15 protein-coding genes and 1 pseudogene are annotated in these 15,518 nt (G+C 67.3%); 2 read left to right on the top strand and 14 right to left on the bottom strand.

Annotated features, from left to right (window positions below):
• Positions 1 to 51: 51 nt before the first annotated feature.
• Genes QF118_RS16875 through QF118_RS16860 form a run of 4 tightly spaced genes read right to left on the bottom strand, consistent with a single transcriptional unit; the run spans position 52 to position 7,338 of the window.
• Positions 52 to 1,977 carry a DUF2793 domain-containing protein gene (locus QF118_RS16875; RefSeq protein ID WP_282300207.1) on the bottom strand — a complete coding sequence of 642 codons (1,926 nt, stop codon included), beginning with the start codon at positions 1,975 to 1,977 and terminating at the stop codon, positions 52 to 54.
• A gap of 10 nt (positions 1,978 to 1,987) precedes the next feature.
• Positions 1,988 to 5,953 carry a baseplate multidomain protein megatron gene (locus QF118_RS16870; protein ID WP_282300206.1) on the bottom strand — a complete coding sequence of 1,322 codons (3,966 nt, stop codon included), beginning with the start codon at positions 5,951 to 5,953 and terminating at the stop codon, positions 1,988 to 1,990.
• A gap of 9 nt (positions 5,954 to 5,962) precedes the next feature.
• The gene (locus tag QF118_RS16865) at positions 5,963 to 6,448 is read right to left on the bottom strand and encodes an NlpC/P60 family protein (protein ID WP_394357098.1); all 486 of its coding nucleotides are present in this window, start codon (positions 6,446 to 6,448) and stop codon (positions 5,963 to 5,965) included.
• Between the two features lie 5 nt (positions 6,449 to 6,453).
• Positions 6,454 to 7,338 carry a phage/gene transfer agent baseplate hub protein gene (locus QF118_RS16860; RefSeq protein ID WP_282300205.1) on the bottom strand — a complete coding sequence of 295 codons (885 nt, stop codon included), beginning with the start codon at positions 7,336 to 7,338 and terminating at the stop codon, positions 6,454 to 6,456.
• A 113-nt stretch (positions 7,339 to 7,451) separates the two neighbouring features.
• On the opposite strand from QF118_RS16860, the gene QF118_RS16855 reads away from it, so the two are divergent.
• Positions 7,452 to 7,736, top strand: a complete 285-nt coding sequence (locus QF118_RS16855; RefSeq protein ID WP_282300204.1) for a hypothetical protein — start codon at positions 7,452 to 7,454, stop codon at positions 7,734 to 7,736.
• Here the strand turns inward: QF118_RS16855 and QF118_RS16850 are convergent, their stop codons facing one another.
• The 9 genes from QF118_RS16850 to QF118_RS16810 form a co-directional block, all read right to left on the bottom strand.
• Positions 7,737 to 7,916 carry a hypothetical protein gene (locus tag QF118_RS16850; RefSeq protein WP_282300203.1) on the bottom strand — a complete coding sequence of 60 codons (180 nt, stop codon included), beginning with the start codon at positions 7,914 to 7,916 and terminating at the stop codon, positions 7,737 to 7,739.
• Positions 7,917 to 7,972: 56 nt separating this feature from the next.
• The gene (locus QF118_RS16845; RefSeq protein ID WP_282300202.1) at positions 7,973 to 8,629 is read right to left on the bottom strand and encodes a lysozyme; all 657 of its coding nucleotides are present in this window, start codon (positions 8,627 to 8,629) and stop codon (positions 7,973 to 7,975) included.
• 28 nt (positions 8,630 to 8,657) lie between these two features.
• A complete protein-coding gene (locus tag QF118_RS16840; protein ID WP_282300201.1) occupies positions 8,658 to 8,948 on the bottom strand; it encodes a hypothetical protein in 291 nt (96 codons plus the stop codon).
• 15 nt (positions 8,949 to 8,963) lie between these two features.
• Positions 8,964 to 9,590, bottom strand: coding sequence for a DUF2460 domain-containing protein (locus QF118_RS16835; protein ID WP_282300200.1), 627 nt, complete (start codon positions 9,588 to 9,590; stop codon positions 8,964 to 8,966).
• A 61-nt stretch (positions 9,591 to 9,651) separates the two neighbouring features.
• Complete coding sequence (locus QF118_RS16830; RefSeq protein ID WP_282300199.1) at positions 9,652 to 12,066, bottom strand: phage tail tape measure C-terminal domain-containing protein; 2,415 nt, start codon at positions 12,064 to 12,066, stop codon at positions 9,652 to 9,654.
• Entirely contained in the window at positions 12,059 to 12,187 is a 129-nt protein-coding gene (locus tag QF118_RS16825; RefSeq protein ID WP_282300198.1) for a DUF7697 family protein, read from the bottom strand. Before QF118_RS16825 ends, QF118_RS16830 begins: the two co-directional genes overlap by 8 nt.
• A 98-nt stretch (positions 12,188 to 12,285) precedes the next feature.
• Positions 12,286 to 12,723 carry a phage-derived protein YdaY family protein gene (locus QF118_RS16820; RefSeq protein WP_282300197.1) on the bottom strand — a complete coding sequence of 146 codons (438 nt, stop codon included), beginning with the start codon at positions 12,721 to 12,723 and terminating at the stop codon, positions 12,286 to 12,288.
• Complete coding sequence (locus QF118_RS16815; protein ID WP_282300196.1) at positions 12,723 to 13,661, bottom strand: phage tail tube protein; 939 nt, start codon at positions 13,659 to 13,661, stop codon at positions 12,723 to 12,725. The genes QF118_RS16820 and QF118_RS16815 overlap by 1 nt, the downstream gene beginning before the upstream one ends.
• Positions 13,662 to 13,685: 24 nt before the next feature.
• Positions 13,686 to 14,105: an acyl-CoA transferase gene (locus QF118_RS16810; RefSeq protein ID WP_282300195.1), complete on the bottom strand. Its 420-nt coding sequence runs from the start codon at positions 14,103 to 14,105 to the stop codon at positions 13,686 to 13,688.
• Between the two features lie 85 nt (positions 14,106 to 14,190).
• Between QF118_RS16810 and QF118_RS16805 the strand changes: the two genes are divergently transcribed.
• Positions 14,191 to 15,102 carry a hypothetical protein gene (locus QF118_RS16805; RefSeq protein ID WP_282300194.1) on the top strand — a complete coding sequence of 304 codons (912 nt, stop codon included), beginning with the start codon at positions 14,191 to 14,193 and terminating at the stop codon, positions 15,100 to 15,102.
• A 26-nt stretch (positions 15,103 to 15,128) separates the two neighbouring features.
• Here the strand turns inward: QF118_RS16805 and QF118_RS16800 are convergent.
• Positions 15,129 to 15,464 (bottom strand): annotated as a pseudogene (locus tag QF118_RS16800) (DUF6441 family protein); the annotation flags it as partial.
• Positions 15,465 to 15,518: the final 54 nt, after the last annotated feature.

The raw sequence follows: 15,518 nt of genomic DNA, 5'->3' as shown, positions 1-15,518 counted from the left end.
ATCGCAGCCGTCGGGCTGATCATCGAGGCCGTCGCAAACGCCGCGAAAGCGTCAATAATCCGTCTCGACATACACCCCCGAGCAATCATAGGCGACCGCCGCCGCCGTCGCGCCGTTGTTCATGTAGTTGCGCGGGCTCAGGAGTAGCGTCGCTACCGGGATGTCGGTGTCGAGCATGGCCTCTACCACCGCCCCGCTGATCTCCTCGACCACCCGGACGCCGATCTCGCTGCTGTTCGGGGCGGCGAGGAGCGTGAGAGTCAAGACGTTCGTCGTGCTCGCGACCGGGAAACTCGCCCCGAGATCGGTAAGCGTCGGCGCGCCGGAGCCGTCGTTCTGCACCAGCTGCCAGTTCGTGTGGGTGCCGCGCTGGAAGCCGATGCCGATGCAGTTCACCACGGCGGACAACGTCAAGGTCGTGGCCAGCGCCGTGGTCGATCCGTAGAGGCGGAAGAAGCCCATACCGGTCGCCTGCAGCGTCACCAACGAGAGTCTGTTCACATAGGTGAAGCCGCCGAGGCCATCCGCATTGCCGCGCCAGCAGACCCAGCCGGCCGAGCGTTCCTCGGCCGCCGCATCGACGGTTGCGGCGCTGGTCACGCGCCAGCGGCGCATCGAGGTCGAGAGGTTGGTGGTGGCGAGCGTCGGCGTGGAGACGGTGCCGACAGCGGTGCGCGGCATGCCGTTGGTGTTGACGGTCGTGCCGGTGGACGGCGCCCAGGTCGCGATCCGGTTCACCCCGAAATGCGGCTGGAGCGGGAAGAACCGCCCCGAGGGCGGCTGGACGTCGAGCCATCCGGCCCCGGCGCGGTCGCGCGCGTAGAGGGCGAGCTTGCCGGAGGGGGGCGGCGTGGGCACGGCATCGAGCGCCGGGAGCACGACGGGTTCGGGCATCTCGACCCGGCCGCTGGTCCGGTCGATCCGGAGCGCCTCGTAGAAGGCCGAGCCGTCCGGGCTGACCTTGAAGCTGAAATCGTCGCTGCCGAGAAGGCCGATCAGCGCGCGCGCCGACCAGTTGGTCTTGAAGGCAAAGCTGGCGTCGTTGGCGGGCGCGGCCTTGTTGACCGTGGCCTCGATTCCGGCGCCCGCGTTGTTCAGCAGAACCGCGGGCGTGTTGACCGAGAGCCGGTTGTAGCTGTCGGCCGTCGCCCCACCGAGGCCCAGAAGCTGCGCGGTGAGGTTCGCCTGGGGCATGCCGACCTGTGTCACGGCATTGGCGAAGGTGACGGTCGGCGTGTTGACCACCGTCGTGCCATTCGCACCCGAGGTCGCGGGGCCGATGTTGACGACCGTGGTCGACCCCGACGCGCCGCCGGTGCCGAGGTTGACGGTCTTGGTAAGGCCGGTGGTCGTCGCCCCGGTGCCTATGCCGTAGGTCGCGGTGCCCGTGGCCGTGCCGATGGTGGCCGTCGCTGCCGAAACCGTGACGGTGCCCGACGCCGTCAGCGTGCCGGAGAACGTCTTGTTGCCGGTGAAGGTCTGCGTGCCTGCCAGGATCGCCAGTTCCGACGAGGTATTCGGCAGCGTGTAGCTGCGGGTCGTGCCGGTGCTGATACCGGAAAGCGAGAAGACCGCCTTCTTCGTGGCATCGGCGTCGTTGATCAGGCTGAAGACGGCGTCCGAGATGTCGCTCGGCTCGCCCACGACCTCCCATGCAGCGCCGGTCCAGACGAGAAGCAGGCCCTCGTCCTCGACCCATGTCCGCCAGCCGGTGCGCGGTGGCAGGCGCAGCCAGGCACCGTCGGTCCAGAGGGCGATGTTCAGATCCCACGCCGCCCAGTCTCCCGACGCGCCCGAAGCGACGAGATAGCGGTCGCCATCGGCGGGGCTGGCTGGCGGCGCGGTCAGGTCCCGGTCAAGAACGGAAAGCTGGACGAGCCCGTCGAGGATCCGCAGCGCCTCGTTATGGGTGACGTGCTTCTGGGCCTGCGCCGCCAGGATGTAGGGCAGCAGGAGATGGATCGTGGCGTCGGACATGGGTTGGCCTTCAGAACAGGAGCGTGACGGTCTTGGGTGCGCCCCGCCCGACAAGGGCGGAGAGCTGGAAGAGGCGGATGTCGAGCGTGTCGCCGGGACCGAGCGGCGCGCCCCAGTCGGCGGTCTGCTGGGCGGCGGTGTAGACCGCGCTGGTGGTGGCGGTGCTCAGCACCCGCTTCACGGTGGCGCCGTCGAGAATCTCGACCTCGTAAGCTTCCAGTTCCTCGGCCAGCGGCACCTCCAGCCCGCTCCAGCTGTCGGCCGCGAGAGCGCGCGACCGGCGCGTCCAGCGGATCGTGAGATCGCCGGGCGTACGGGGCTTGCGCCACGGCTGTTCGACATGCGCGACGGAGAACGGCCACAGCCCCACACCTGCGGGCGTGAAGGCCTGCGCCACATAAGTTTCGTCGCTGACCGGACGGCTCGCCGGGCCGATGCGCCAGTTCCACGGGATGCCAAGATCGGCTTCGGCGATCGGCAGGGAAGCGAGCGCGGTGTCCAGCACCACGACCCGTGCGCCGGCGGGTGCCGGGTTGCCCATGGCGCCCTCGGTCCCGAGTTGGCCGCGCAGGAGTCGGGTCAGGCGATACCGGCCGGGGGCGATCAGTTCGGCCGCGCCTGCCTGCACGATCTCCCAGACACCGGGCGCGCTCTCGATGGCCAGCGCGTTGGCCCCGCCGAACAGCGTCAGGTCGGTGACGCTTTCGAGGGTGCCGGTCTGCAAATCGACCACCAGCGCGTTTCCGAGATCGAAGCGGGATGTGGGTCCGGCGTAGAAGTCCGAGACCAGCGTGCCGATCCGGGCGCGTGTGCCAAACGTGGTCAGCAGGTCAAAACCGTCCGTCGAGGGACTGCGGTAGACGGCGATCTCACCGGGCCAAGGGACGGCGCGCGCTGCCGCGAAGGGCCGATGCGCGGCCTGGTCCTCGGTCAGCTGCGGCAGGTCGAGCAGTATGGCCTCGGGCGCGCCGAAGACGACGGCCTGCGACAGCGCCGAGGGTCGCGGCGCGCCAGGCGGTTGATCGTAGGCTTCCCGATCCTGGCGTACCGCCTCGATGCCGCGCGCTTCGGCGTCGGCAATCGAGATGAGCCTCAGCGCGACGGACCGGCCGTCATGGGCGAGCGCCACCACATCGGCCGGGTCGAGCGCCAGCCGCGATGGCGGCAGGCGAAACACCGCACTCTCGCGCCCGGTCCAGGCTTCCATCAGCGCGCGGCGGCAGCGACGCTCGGCCTCCTCGGGCGGCACCGCCATGGGGATGCTCTCGGAGGCAATGCGCGTCGCGTCGACGGTGATCCGCCGGGCCTCGACCTGCGCGGCCTCGTAATCCTCGTCGGCGCGGGCGACCTGCCATTTCAGGGCCTGGGGCAGTTCCGTCTCCTGGCCGCGGGTCAGTTCCAGCACGTCGCCCTCGCGCGCGGCGACGAGATCGTCGGGTGTGACGTTTGCCACCGCCGCCCGGCCACGCATGACGAAGCGGATCACGCCCTCGGTCTCGACGGCGTCGAAGCCGAAGTGGCGCGACAGCGTGGTGATGGACGCGCGCGGGCTTTCCAACGCGCCGATGGCATAGCCTTCGACCGCGCCCCAGAGGCCGGTGACGTCGATGCGGGTCCCCGGCAGCCCAGCGCGCAGACAGAGGTGCCGCACGAGGGCCGCAAGGGACACCGCGCCGAGGCGGCCGGTCAGCCAGTGGCCGAGCCGCCAGTTGGGGCCATCGGTCCAGACATCGGTCAGTTCGGGAAAGAACGGATACGGCCGCGCGTCCCAGGTCCAGGCCGCGCATTCGGGCACATGCACCATCCGGTCGCCGTAGACGCTGGAGATCGGATTGTTCGCGGCCTCACCCCAGAAGAGATAGGTCGCCTCGAGATAAGCGCGCTGGATGGTGTCGTCGCGCCAGCCCCGCGAGAAATACGGCGTGAAGCTCTCCGAGGACTTCGGGTCGAAGAAGACGTTGGGCTGGTTGGTGCCCCGGTCGATGGCCGGGCAGCCGAGTTCGGTGAAGCGGATGGGTTTGGACTGCGGCACCCATGCCGTCGGCGTGCCGCTCTCTACCCCACCCGGACGGTTGTAATGCGGGTTAGACCACCAGCCGCGGAGATCCTTGTAGCGGAAGACCCAGGGTTTCCCGGCACCGCCATCGGTGATCGGAGTGCGGACCTGCGCGGAGCGGTTGGCGGCACTGGCATAGAACCAGTCGAAGCCTTCGCCGCCCGCGATGTTCCCCTGCAGGTAGGCCCGGTCGTAGATTGCGGGCCAGCCCTCGGCCGCGTCGGCATGCTCGAACCCGTCGCGCCAGTCGGAGAGCGGCATGTAGTTGTCGATCCCGACGAAATCGACGTTTGCGTCCGACCAGAGCGGGTCGAGGTGGAAATAGACGTCGCCGCTTCCGTCGCCCGGGTGGTGCCCGAAGTATTCCGACCAGTCGGCCGCATAGCCGATTTCCGTCCCAGCCCCGAGAATGGCGCGCACGTCGGCGGCGAGCGCCTTGAACGCGGTGACAGCGGGATAGCTGCTGGCGCCCGAGCGGATGGTGGTCAGGCCGCGCATTTCCGAGCCGATCAGGAAGGCGTCGACCCCGCCCGCCACCGTGCAGAGATGCGCGTAATGCAGCATCATGCGGCGCAGACCCCAGTCCCCGGACGGGCCGGTCCAGAAGACGGTCTCGCCCGAGATCGCGAAGTCGGAGGGGCTGGCACTGCCGAAGAAGGCCGCGACCTGGCTCGACGCCGTGGCCGTCTTGTCCACGCTCCCGGCATAGCCTGCCGCGGGCGAACAGGTGATCCGGCCGCGCCAGGGGAATGTGGGCTGGCCGGTCTCGGCGGCGTTATCGGAATACGGGTTCGGCAGCGTGTTGCCGGGCGGGACGTCCATCAGGAGGAACGGATAGAGTGTCACGCGCAGCCCGCGCGCCTTCATCTCCCGGATCGCCTGCACAACCGCGAAATCGGCGGGCGTGCCGCCATAGACCGGGCGGTCCTGGTTGTCGCGGCTGACCAGGAAGGCATTCGCGCGACTGACGCCATTGACCGACCAGCCGACTGGCGTCGTGGATTTGGCCGAGACCTCGACGCCGGGGCGCAGCTTGCAGGATCCGGCTCGCAGGTCGTCACCGAACCAGGCGACGACCAGGCTGACGCTCTCGACGGCCGGTGCCATGGCCTGGAGCCGATCGAGCGCAACGGCCATGTCGGCGGTGTCGGGCAGCGCGTTCAGGTTTTCGGCCTGCGTCGCGCCGCCCGAGGATTTGCGAATGGCCTGCGTGGCGTAGGTGAACTCACCCGAGGCCGGGATCAGGGTGACGGCGCGGGTCAGCCCCTCGGCGGTGTCGGGATCGGCGAGCGGCCGGAAGACCTCGAAGGAGAGTTGCGGCAGGCGGTTGCCGTAGGTCGAGAGCGCCAGTTCCTCGAAGACCACATAGGCGGTGCCGCGGTAGGCAGGCGTGCTGGCCGCGCCCATCCTCGCGGCGATGAACGGATCGGCGGACTGTGCTTCGTCGCCGGGATACCAGCGCCAGGTGACGCCGGAGAGGTCCATCGACTTGCCGTCAGCCCAGATGCGCCCGATGCCGGTGATCGGGCCTTCACACAAAGCGACGGCGAACGACGCATAGTAGAGATACTCGGTGGTCTTGACCTTGCCGCCCCCGCCGCCTTTGCCGCCGCCTTGGGTGGTGGTCTTGGTCTCCTCGCGGAAATCGGTTGCCCAGATGATGTTGCCGCCGATCCGCATCCGCCCGTAGAGGCGCGGGATGACCGCGCCTTCGGTCGAGGACGTGATGCGCAAGCTGTCGAGCCGTGCCCCTTCGATCCGCTGCGTCGGTGCGAGCGAGGACACGATCCAGCTGTCGACGACCGAGCCGATGGTGGAGCCGATGAAGCCGCCGATGGTCGCGGCGCTGACGCCAAGGATTGCGCCACCGATCGAGCCGCCTATGGCGGCACCGGCAGCGCCGAGAATGAGGGTGGCCATTTCGGGGTCTCAGCGTTGCGGAAACAGGAAGGCGAAGGCGATGCGCCGCCGCCAGGCGTTGGTGAGCGGTTCCTCGATCACGCCGAGCCGCTCATAGGCATGGAGGAAGCTGTCCGGCCCGGTCAGGATGCCGACATGCTTGGCGATGGCGCGGGGCTTCATGCGGAACAGCACCAGCGCGCCGGACTTGGCCTCGGCGGGAGGCACCTCGATCATCATGACGCGCGCGCCCTCGGCCAGCACCTCGCGCGGGCCCGTCTCGCCCCAGTCGCGGCTGTAGGGCGGGATCCGAAACGGCTCAGGACCCACAATCTCGCGCCAGACGCCGCGGGCGAGACCAAGGCAGTCGCAGCCAACGCCTCGAAGGCTGGCCTGATCGTGGTAGGGCGTGCCCAGCCAGGACCGTGCGATGCCAACGACGCGGGTGGGATCGGCAGTGGTTCTCGTGCATCGCGATGAGATGCACTGCCGCCCGTCGTTTCTACTGGAAACGATGTTGGTCACAGCACGCCCCCTTCGTGCCCGCCATCCTTGGTGGCATAGCGCAGGATCGCGTCCTGGCCAGGGATATGCGGGAAGCCGCGGAAGTTGGCGGTGTTGGCGAACTTCGCACCGCAGGTCTCGATCCGCTTGTCGCAGCCTGCGCGGATGGTGAAGGCGTCGCCCTCGGCAATGGCGCGCACCGGCGCTTCGAGCAGGGTCAGGATCGCGATGCCGTCGGTCACGTCGTGGCCCAGAACTTCCGCGCGACGCCCAGTGTTTGCACCGCTGGACCACTCGATGGTGCCGAAGGTGAACCAGCCGGAGGTAAAGCCGCCAAGACCGGAGGCGGTAAAGGCGCGGTCGCGCAGGAGATCGATCACTGCGCCCGCGCCCTTGTAGACGGGATCCTCGAGATCGACGCCGCAGCGCGCATCGCCGAGCGCAGCATCGCAGGTTGCCTGGAAGGTCCGTCCGACCGTCTGGCCGAGCACGTGCGCGAGAGAGCGGACCTCCGCGACGAAGGCCAGCCGCCCGCGCCGGATCTGGCCGATGGCCCCGCGCCGCATCAGCACCCGCTGACCCGTGTCCGCCCAGTTCACGCGCCAGACTTCGACCTCGGCATTGTCCCAGCGTCCGTCGAGGATGTCGGTCTCGGTGATCCGATCCGAGTTAAGCACACCTTCCGCGTCCTGTGCATCCACCGAAAGGTCCGAGCCAGAGCGGACCTCGGAAGCCGTCAGCCCGCTCTCGGGCTCGAAGTCGGTGCCGTCAAACGTCAGCGTCCGGTCGTGATCGGTGAAGCCGAATGTGACGCCGTCGGCTCGCGTGATCCGCCAGCACCAGGCAAGCGTGGTCGTGCCCTCGTCGAGATGGGCCTGCAGCGCGGGCGAGAGGGATTTCATCGGCAGGTTCCCGTCATGCGGTCATCGAGATCTGCGAGCAGGCACGCGAAACGTTGGACGACAAGTATTGGCTGAGGCGGTAACCTGGCCTCGTAACGAGCTTGGAGGCCGGAATGGGACAGTCTTGGAAGGAAAGCGAATATGAAATCACAGATGCCGCCTATCAGGATGCTGTCGACCGAAAGCAGAAGGGGAAACTGATCAGCCGGTCCGAAATCGTAGATCAGTGCAGGCGCGGACTGCCGGACAGGGATTCGGCGTCGATCGGGCCGCATCTTGGGAATCTCACTTCGGCGAGACACGAACTGGGGTTGCCCGTTCTCGAAGAAGTTGCGCCGTTCGCGAATCGCCCCGAAAAGTTGGTCCGATTCTTGAAGAAGAAACATCGCGTTCAGTGATCACTTGTTGCCGCGGAACCCGCGCTCGATCCGGTCGCGCAGGCCGATAAGGCCGAGACCGAGGAACATCAGCCCCGCAGGCGAGGCATCGCCCGAGCCGGCAAGCAGAGCTACGAGACGGGAGAGTTCCCCGAGCGGCCCGGTGGAAGGCAATGCGAGTGAGGCGATGCCGGTGAGCATGGCAAGACATCCCGCCCACCAGGTGAGCGAGTTGGGACGAAGGTAACGCATGGGGTTCAGGTCCTCCGGATCAGCGTAGAGAAGAAAGCGGCCAGCCGGGCTCGCCAGCCGGTCGGCGCGGTGGGTGAAGGGGCGAGGATCTGCGGCGTCGGCGACGGCCCGCGAGCCAATACCAGAGCCTCGTTTTCGGTCAGACGGCGGATCGGCCGGGAGAAGTCCACGCGGCCCGCGCGGTCCACGGACCAGACAGGGATCGTGCCGCCGGGATAGCGGCCATGGCGGAACAGGTCGCGCTCGGCCTCCCGGCGCGGAATGATCGAGGCCGGTCGCCGCCAGTTCAGAAAAGCGTCGGCGGCTGCAACGCGATTGCCGGCGTTCAGATGCCGGGTCAGCGCGGCCTTCGCAATGCCACCGGTATTATAGTGGAAGCTGACCAGCGCATAGAACTCGTGCGGCTCAAGCGGCACCTTCACGGCCCGCAGGACGGCGGCCTCGTAAGCCGCCAGGTCGGCCCGAAAGACCCGGAACGCCTCCCGGATCCCGTCGTCTAGATCGGCGGGCATGCCGCGCGGCTTCTTGGCCGGATTGGGCGGACCGGCCGCAGCCGTGTGGCCGATGCCGAAGGTCCAGACCTGTTTCACATCGAGATAGGGTCCGGGCACGATGCCTTCGTGGCGGACAAGGGCCAGGAGGCCCTGTTCGGTCATTTGCATGGGATCTGTCCTTGTGGGATGAGTGCGCTCAGCGCGCGGCGAGGTCTTCAAGATCTTCGGTCAGCGCTTCCAGCCGCGCGACAATGCCAGAAATCCGCACATCGATGACCGCAATCCGTCGATCCGCATCGACGATCTGGCGATGCACATCCGGCGAGACGGCCTGCAGGTCCGCAACGCGATCCTCAAGCGCAGTGACACGGGTGTTCTGGGCACCTGCCCACCAGATCGCCATGCCACCCTGAACAGAAATCGCGAACGCGAGGCTCACAAATGAAATAACGACACCCGCCTGGATGCCGCCTGTTTGGTCTGCCATCCGGATCTCCCTGGTTCAGCGGCGGATTTCGATGAGAGGAATGGAGGTGATCGAGCCGAGCCGCTCAAGGTCCAGCGTCACGTCGAGTACGTCGGTGTCGAAGCGGACCGGCACGTCAAACTCGAAGCCTGCGGTGACCGCGATGCCGGAGCCCGGAGCGGCGCTGAAGGTGACAACGCCGGTCGTTGTGTCGACCGACCAGCCGCCCGGCTGTTCCGTGCCATCGAGGGCGACGCGAACCGTGCCCGCGACGGGGTTGGTGATTGTCCGCACCCAAGTCTGGCTGCCGGAGGCGTAGCGCTTCACCAACTGAAAGGCGGTCGTCGCGCCGTCGCCGGTGCCGATCGTCTGGTCGGTCGGCGACGGCGTGCAAGAAGGCAGGCACGACTTGTGGTCCGCCCAGTCCTTGAAGCGAAACCCGTGCAACCGCCCGTTGCGGGCTTCGAAGAAGGCGACCACCGCAGCGAGATCGTCGGCGCGGCGGATGCCGTAGGCGACGTCGTAGCGACGGCGCGAGTTGGCCCAGCTGGCGTTACGCTCCTCGTCACCGGAGGCAAGCTCGACGATCTGCGTGCGCCGTTCCGGCCCGCCCCGCGCGCCTCGGCTGATGTTGTCGGGAAACTGGACATCATGGAACGCCATCAAGTTTCTCCTTGGTTCGTGCTCTGGCCCCCGCAACCGGTTCCCACTTGCTGGGTCGCACTCACATGCCCCTCCGCCCGAGCGACACGGCGCGGGCGATATCGGCCGCGACCTGCGTCCGGGACTGCCGGAAGCTCTCGGCATCGCGGGCCATGACGGTGACGTTTACGCCGCCCGCGCCGTAACTCTGCGCCTCGCGCTGGGACAGCACCCGCTCGCCGCGTTGCAGGATCGCCGGGACCTCGTCGTGGCGAAGACCGGCCATGCCGCCGCCATGCATCCGGGGTGCGGCGGCGAAGGCAATGGCCGGGACCATGCGCGAGGGTCCGGCCGATCCGACCATCCCGCCCGCGTGCAGGACGTTCGCGAAGATGCCACCCGCCCCGGAGAACACGCCGGAGAGCGCGTTGGCGATGGGGCCAAGGATGAACCGTCGCGCGGCCAGCTTGGCGAGATCGGCAATGAGCGAGGTCACGAGATCGCGGAAATCCAGCTTGCCGGTCTTCACAAACTCGCCCACGGCGCTCTCGGCCGACTGGAAGGCGCCGACGAGGCTCTGGCCGATATCGCCGCCGATCTCACGCGCCGTGCTGGCGTAGTCCGAGAGCGCCGCCGTGACCGCCTGCCAGCCGGTGACTGCGGTCTCCACATTGGGCTCGGCCGCAGCAGCCGCAGCACCGGCGGCCGCACCGGCATTGGTCGCCGCCTGTCCGGCACCGTCGAGCGCGGTCTCGAACCGTTCCGCTGCACCCGTGGCCTCCGTCAGCGCTTCGGTGCCACCCTCGGCGCTGCCCTGCAAAGCGTCACGCAGGGCCTGCCAGCTCGCGAGTGGCGCACGCGCGCCTTCGGCCAAATCCCGTGCGGCACCGCGATACGTATTGGCTGTGGCCAGTGCAGTATTGGCCGCCCGGGTGAGCCCGAGATCGGGCGCGGTCAGCGGGTTGTCTTCGAAGGCCCGGTCGAACGCCATCTGCGCGGCGGTGGTTGCGGCCGTCGCGGCCCCCTCAAACCGGTTCTCGATCTGGCCCAGCTCAAGATCCGGGATAATCGAGATGCGTCGTTCGGAGCCAAGAGCTTCTAGCCCCTGATTGATCCCGCCGATGAACGTGTTGATCCGCGAGACCACCCCGTTCAGCATCGCTTCGACGCCGTCGATCAGGCTGTTGGCGGCCTGGAATACCAGGTCGCCGATTGCGGCGGGCAGCAGTCCCCAGATCGCCTTGATCGCCTCGTAGGCGCCCTCGAATGTGTTCGCCGCCGTATTTCCGAAAGCCACGACGCTCTCGATGGCGCTCTGCATGCCCGAGGCGGCATCGGCCTTCAGGTCGAAGAACATCGCCGTGGCCGCGGCACCCGCTGCAGCGGCGCCCATGCGGATCCGCTCCCAGACCTCGACGGCGACATCTTTCAGGAGCGACATGGCCTCGCCGAAGCCGCCCGCGCCGGAAACGAGGCGGGTGAATTGATAGACGAGCTCGCCCGCGCCGACGATAAGCGCCCCGATCCCGGTGCGGATCAATGCGCCGCGCAGCGCGACGAGCGCCGTGGCGAGACCGCGGACGGAGAGCGCCGCAGCGGCCATTCCCGCCACCCAGCGTCCCGCGAGAAAGGCCACGAAGGTGGCGGCGTAGGTGGTCAGTCGGCCGATGTTGTCGAAGAGCCCGCGAATGGCGATGCCGAGCGGCCCGGTGCGGCGAGCTACCGCCGCCATGGCGTCGGCGACGGATTCGAGTGCAGGCGCTGCGGCGACGGCCAGCTGGTTCGACAGCCCCCGCCAAATCAGTCCGAGACGGGAAATGGCGTCGTTCGTACGCTCGATCTGGTCGGCATCCTGCTCGGAGACGACGACACCGAAGGCGAGGACATCCTCCGTTGCCTGGCGCAGCGTCGCAGTGTCGATCCGGCTCATGGCGATGGAGCCTTCCTCGCCGAAGAGCTGCCCCGCGACAGCCGCGCGTTCGGCGGCGGGCACGAAGCCCTCGATGGCGGCGTTGATCGCACCGACGCGCTGGTCCAGCGGCAGGGCGATCAGCTCGCTGGCCGAGAGCCCCAGCCGCTCCAACGCATCGGCAGCGGGTCCGGTCCCGGCCGCCGCCTGGCTGAGACGGCGTGTCAGATCCTTTGTCGCCTGCTCGATGCCCGAAATGGAAACACCGGCCAGCTCGCCCGCACGCTCCAGCGTCTGGATCGAGGCGACGGTCGTGCCGAGCGACTGCGCCAGCTTCGCCTGCGCATCGACGGTCTGGAGGCCAGAGCGGATCATCGCCACGCTAGCGGCGGCGGCCGCTGCCACGGCGGCTGCGGCGGCCACACGCACCCTGCGCGAGAAGGCCGCGAGCCGGGTGTTCGCCGCTTCCATTTCTCGGCTGAGCCGCCCGAACCCCCGAGCGCCAGCTTCACCGACACCTTCCAGCTCGGCGCGCACCTGTCGGCCGCCGACGGCAGCAAGTCGGACAGAGACGCGCTTTTCAGCCATTGGAATGATCCATCTGTTCGTTGAGTTTCGCGACCATCACCGCCTCAACGACGGGCAGAAGTTCGGCCGCAGCGAGCGGTGGCAAGCCGAGCGCGTGCCCAAGCGCGAGCGCTGCCGACATGTCCCAGCCGATGACCGCGCCCGGCAGAACGCGGAGCTGGCCGCCGAGACGGTCGACCAGGTCCCAGACCTGCCAGCCTTCAATGGTGGTGGGTCGGTTCAGCCGCGCCGGGCAGTCTTTGCACGCTTCCGCGCAGGCTTGGCAGTATCGGTCGCCCCCGCCGAAGGACCACTCGGCAAGGACGCGGAGACGTTTTTTTCCTGTTCCAGCAGCAGGCCCTTCGAGACATAGGTTAGCTGGAAGGCCTCGAAGATCGGCCAGACGTCGAGCAATGCGTCGATGGCCTCGGGGCTCGGGCCTATCGCGTTGCCGTCGGCATCGCCGATGCCGTCCCAAGCGAGCACGGCCCTCCGCGCCAGCGCCTTGGCGAAGGCGACTGCGCGCTCCTCGTCGGAAGCGTCCTCTGGCACGGCCTCGACGGCGGGATCGCTGCGCGTCGCGACCATCAGCGCGGTAGTGAGCGGGCGCAGCTGCACCCGGACGCCGGGCGCGAGGTCATGCCAGCGGGGCGCGTTCGTCAGGTCGAGCGTCAGCATCAGTACGTCTCCACATCGTTCACGAGGGTGGCGGTGCACATCCGGCCGACGGTGCTGTCGCGGGCCGCCTGCCAGTCGAAAGTGGCCTGCACGCCCTGCGGCCCGGAAATTTCGATGCGCGGGCGCGGCAGGTAGACGGCGTGTACGGTGAAGGTGAAGCTCTCACCTGAAGGCAGCGCGTAGGCGAACTCAAGCTCACAGGGATCGCCGTTGATCGCCTGCGTCACCAGTGTGCTGTCGGCAAAGCGCACTTCAATGGAGCCGGTGAGCGCCGCGATGGACGGATCCGCGCCGTCGATGCGGCCGTCACTTCGGATGGTTTCGATGCGGTCGAGATTGTTGGCATAGGTGATGTCGGCCGAGACGACGTTGCCGAGGGCCGTGCTGTTCCGGGTAATGGATCCATTGAAATGGCCGAAGCGCTGTAGTTCGAGGGCGGCTGGCGTGCCTGCGCTGGTCGTCGTTCCGACAGTCTCTCCTTGCGCCACCAGCCGGGCCGTCGCGGTCAGCAGGCCAGACCGCTGCATCTGCCAATTGATCTGGTCGAGCACGCAGCCGGAATACATCGCAAATCGGGGCATCTCAGGCATGCCGGTCTCGATGGACATGCTGGGCAGCGTCCAAGAACCAGACTGAAACTCGTGCGTCCAAGGGCCGGTGCCGGTCGTGGCCGGATCACCAAAGGCAGCCTTCAACCAGAATCCGAAGGCCTCGGCGTCGAGCGGGACGACGACATCGCCATCGGCCGTCACCGCGTCCTTGATCGGTGCCAGCGGATCGCGGCCGTAGCCCAGCAGTTCCGAATTGAGCAGTGGCTGTTCCGCGCCGAGCGAGGTACTCGCAAAGGGCATTTTTGTGAACCCGCCCACCGGCGGCGTTCCATAGGTCGTCTCAAACGCAAGCGCCATTTGCGCCCGCGCCCCTTGGGCTCGTGCCATCTTGTTCTCCTTGGATTGTCGGGATCAGCTGAGTGGTTCAGCCGTTGAAAAGTGCAGGACCACCGGGATGACGGCCGCCTTCAAGCTGGCCGCGCCGTCGATGGGCAGATCGACTGGCCTCGGCGCTTCCGCCTCGACCCAGTCGCAGAGACCGCCCAGCGTCCGGTCGGCGGTGAGTGCCGCGCCGATGCTGGCGGTCAGCGTGTCGAAGGCGAGGTCACGGGTCGCACCCTGCACGATCGCCTCGATCTCGGCGCGGTGCTGGTAGTGGTAAGCGAGCGGCGACAGCGTCACCTCCGGATCGCCAGGCTCGCCGTCGCGCAGGATCAGCAGGCCGTTGGCTGGAATGCGCTCTGGCAAGACCTCACCGCGCAAGGCGGTGGCGGACAACGCCGAAAGCCGCGCGTGCAGCGCGGTGAGGATGGTTTCGCGGATGGTGGGCAACGGAGAACCTCAGTGTAAAGACGTACTTGCTGGATTGCCAAAGTCCCAATTTTCAAGCAGTTTCAGGAACATGCGCGTATCCGATATGATGAAGCCCGATGGGCGAGTGTTTCTTAAGAGCGAGTGGGGTCAGATCAGTGATGAGTGGCCCTGCGTATCCTTCACCAAACGGTCCGTAGGTGACCGGCTCAGGCGTGAGTTCTTGGCTGGGCGGGACGTCCTCGTTTACGTCGGCACAACCAGCACTGAAATGACGCGTCTGCCGGAACACCGCAGCCGCCTCATCTCGGCAGTGACCATCGAGCCCAACCAGATTCTTGAGACGCGCAAGATCGTGCCTCCGGACATCTGGGCGAACTCGAATGCGCACTGGGGCGATCGCTGGCCCCACTCGATGGCGGTGCTGGCAGCGGCCAACATGGTCGGGCCGCCATACCCGGCCGCACATGACACGATCCCAATCGCATACCGATCCTTCGCCGAGATCGCCAATAGGGGCGCTGTTGTCGAGGCGGAGGGCGCCGAGCGAGAGGCCGTTATGGCGCTCGAAATCGAACCAATCAGCCTGAACCTTCGGGAAGACGTTGCCAACTATCTCGAACTGCGCAGCAGTGTGTCGGCAGACGTCGAACCATCGGTCAAGCAAGAAGTCTACCGGATGGCGATGTTGATCATCGATCGCGTCAAACGCGGTGGTGAGACCGGAGTGAAGGTAAATCCGCAGCGATCGGCGCCTAACCTCTCGGATCTCAATTCTCTTCTTGTTCGCAGATGGGGCGAACAAGGCGGACTATGCGCCCTTTGTGGCGGCGCACTGGTCGCCGGTGGAGACAACAAGATGCTCCAGCCGTCCGCGGACCGAACTGACAGCACCAACGGTGCCTACGACGACGGGAATGTCGGGATCACACATCTCGCATGCAACCTGGCCAAGAACAAATTCGGTCTGGATGAGTTCGAGGACTGGCTGACAGTACTCAGGGGCGTCGATCTCTGATTTCCTGGCGCACCAGTTTGTAGCCGCTATCGGATTTTCCCCTCCACCCAATTCGCCACGATCAGCCCCGGCACGCCATCGAGCGCCCGTTCGGCATCCCGATCAAGGTTCAGCCGCTTCGGCAGCTTCACCTGAGGCACCAGCAGGAAGATCGGCGCGGTGACCTGGTTGCGGCCGGTTTTTGAGCGCGAGGCCACCGCTTGACCGCGTTTATTGATGCGGGCTCGGTCAGCGACGAGCAGGCTCGGACCTCGGCGGCGGTAGACGAAGCGCAAGCGCAGACCGCGCCGCCGTTCCCATTCGCCCGGGGTGATACGTCGGCCGCGCAGACCTCGGCCCGCAGCTTCGGTGGGGATCGCGAGATGGCTCTGTTGCACAAATCGGCTGAACGCCGAGTTTCCCCTTTCCCCGGGCGG

The sequence above is a fragment of the Tropicibacter oceani genome (assembly GCF_029958925.1).
Lineage (GTDB): Bacteria > Pseudomonadota > Alphaproteobacteria > Rhodobacterales > Rhodobacteraceae > Pacificoceanicola > Pacificoceanicola oceani.
Note: the sequence above shows the minus strand (reverse complement) of the source record. Positions and strands in the feature narration are given on the sequence as shown.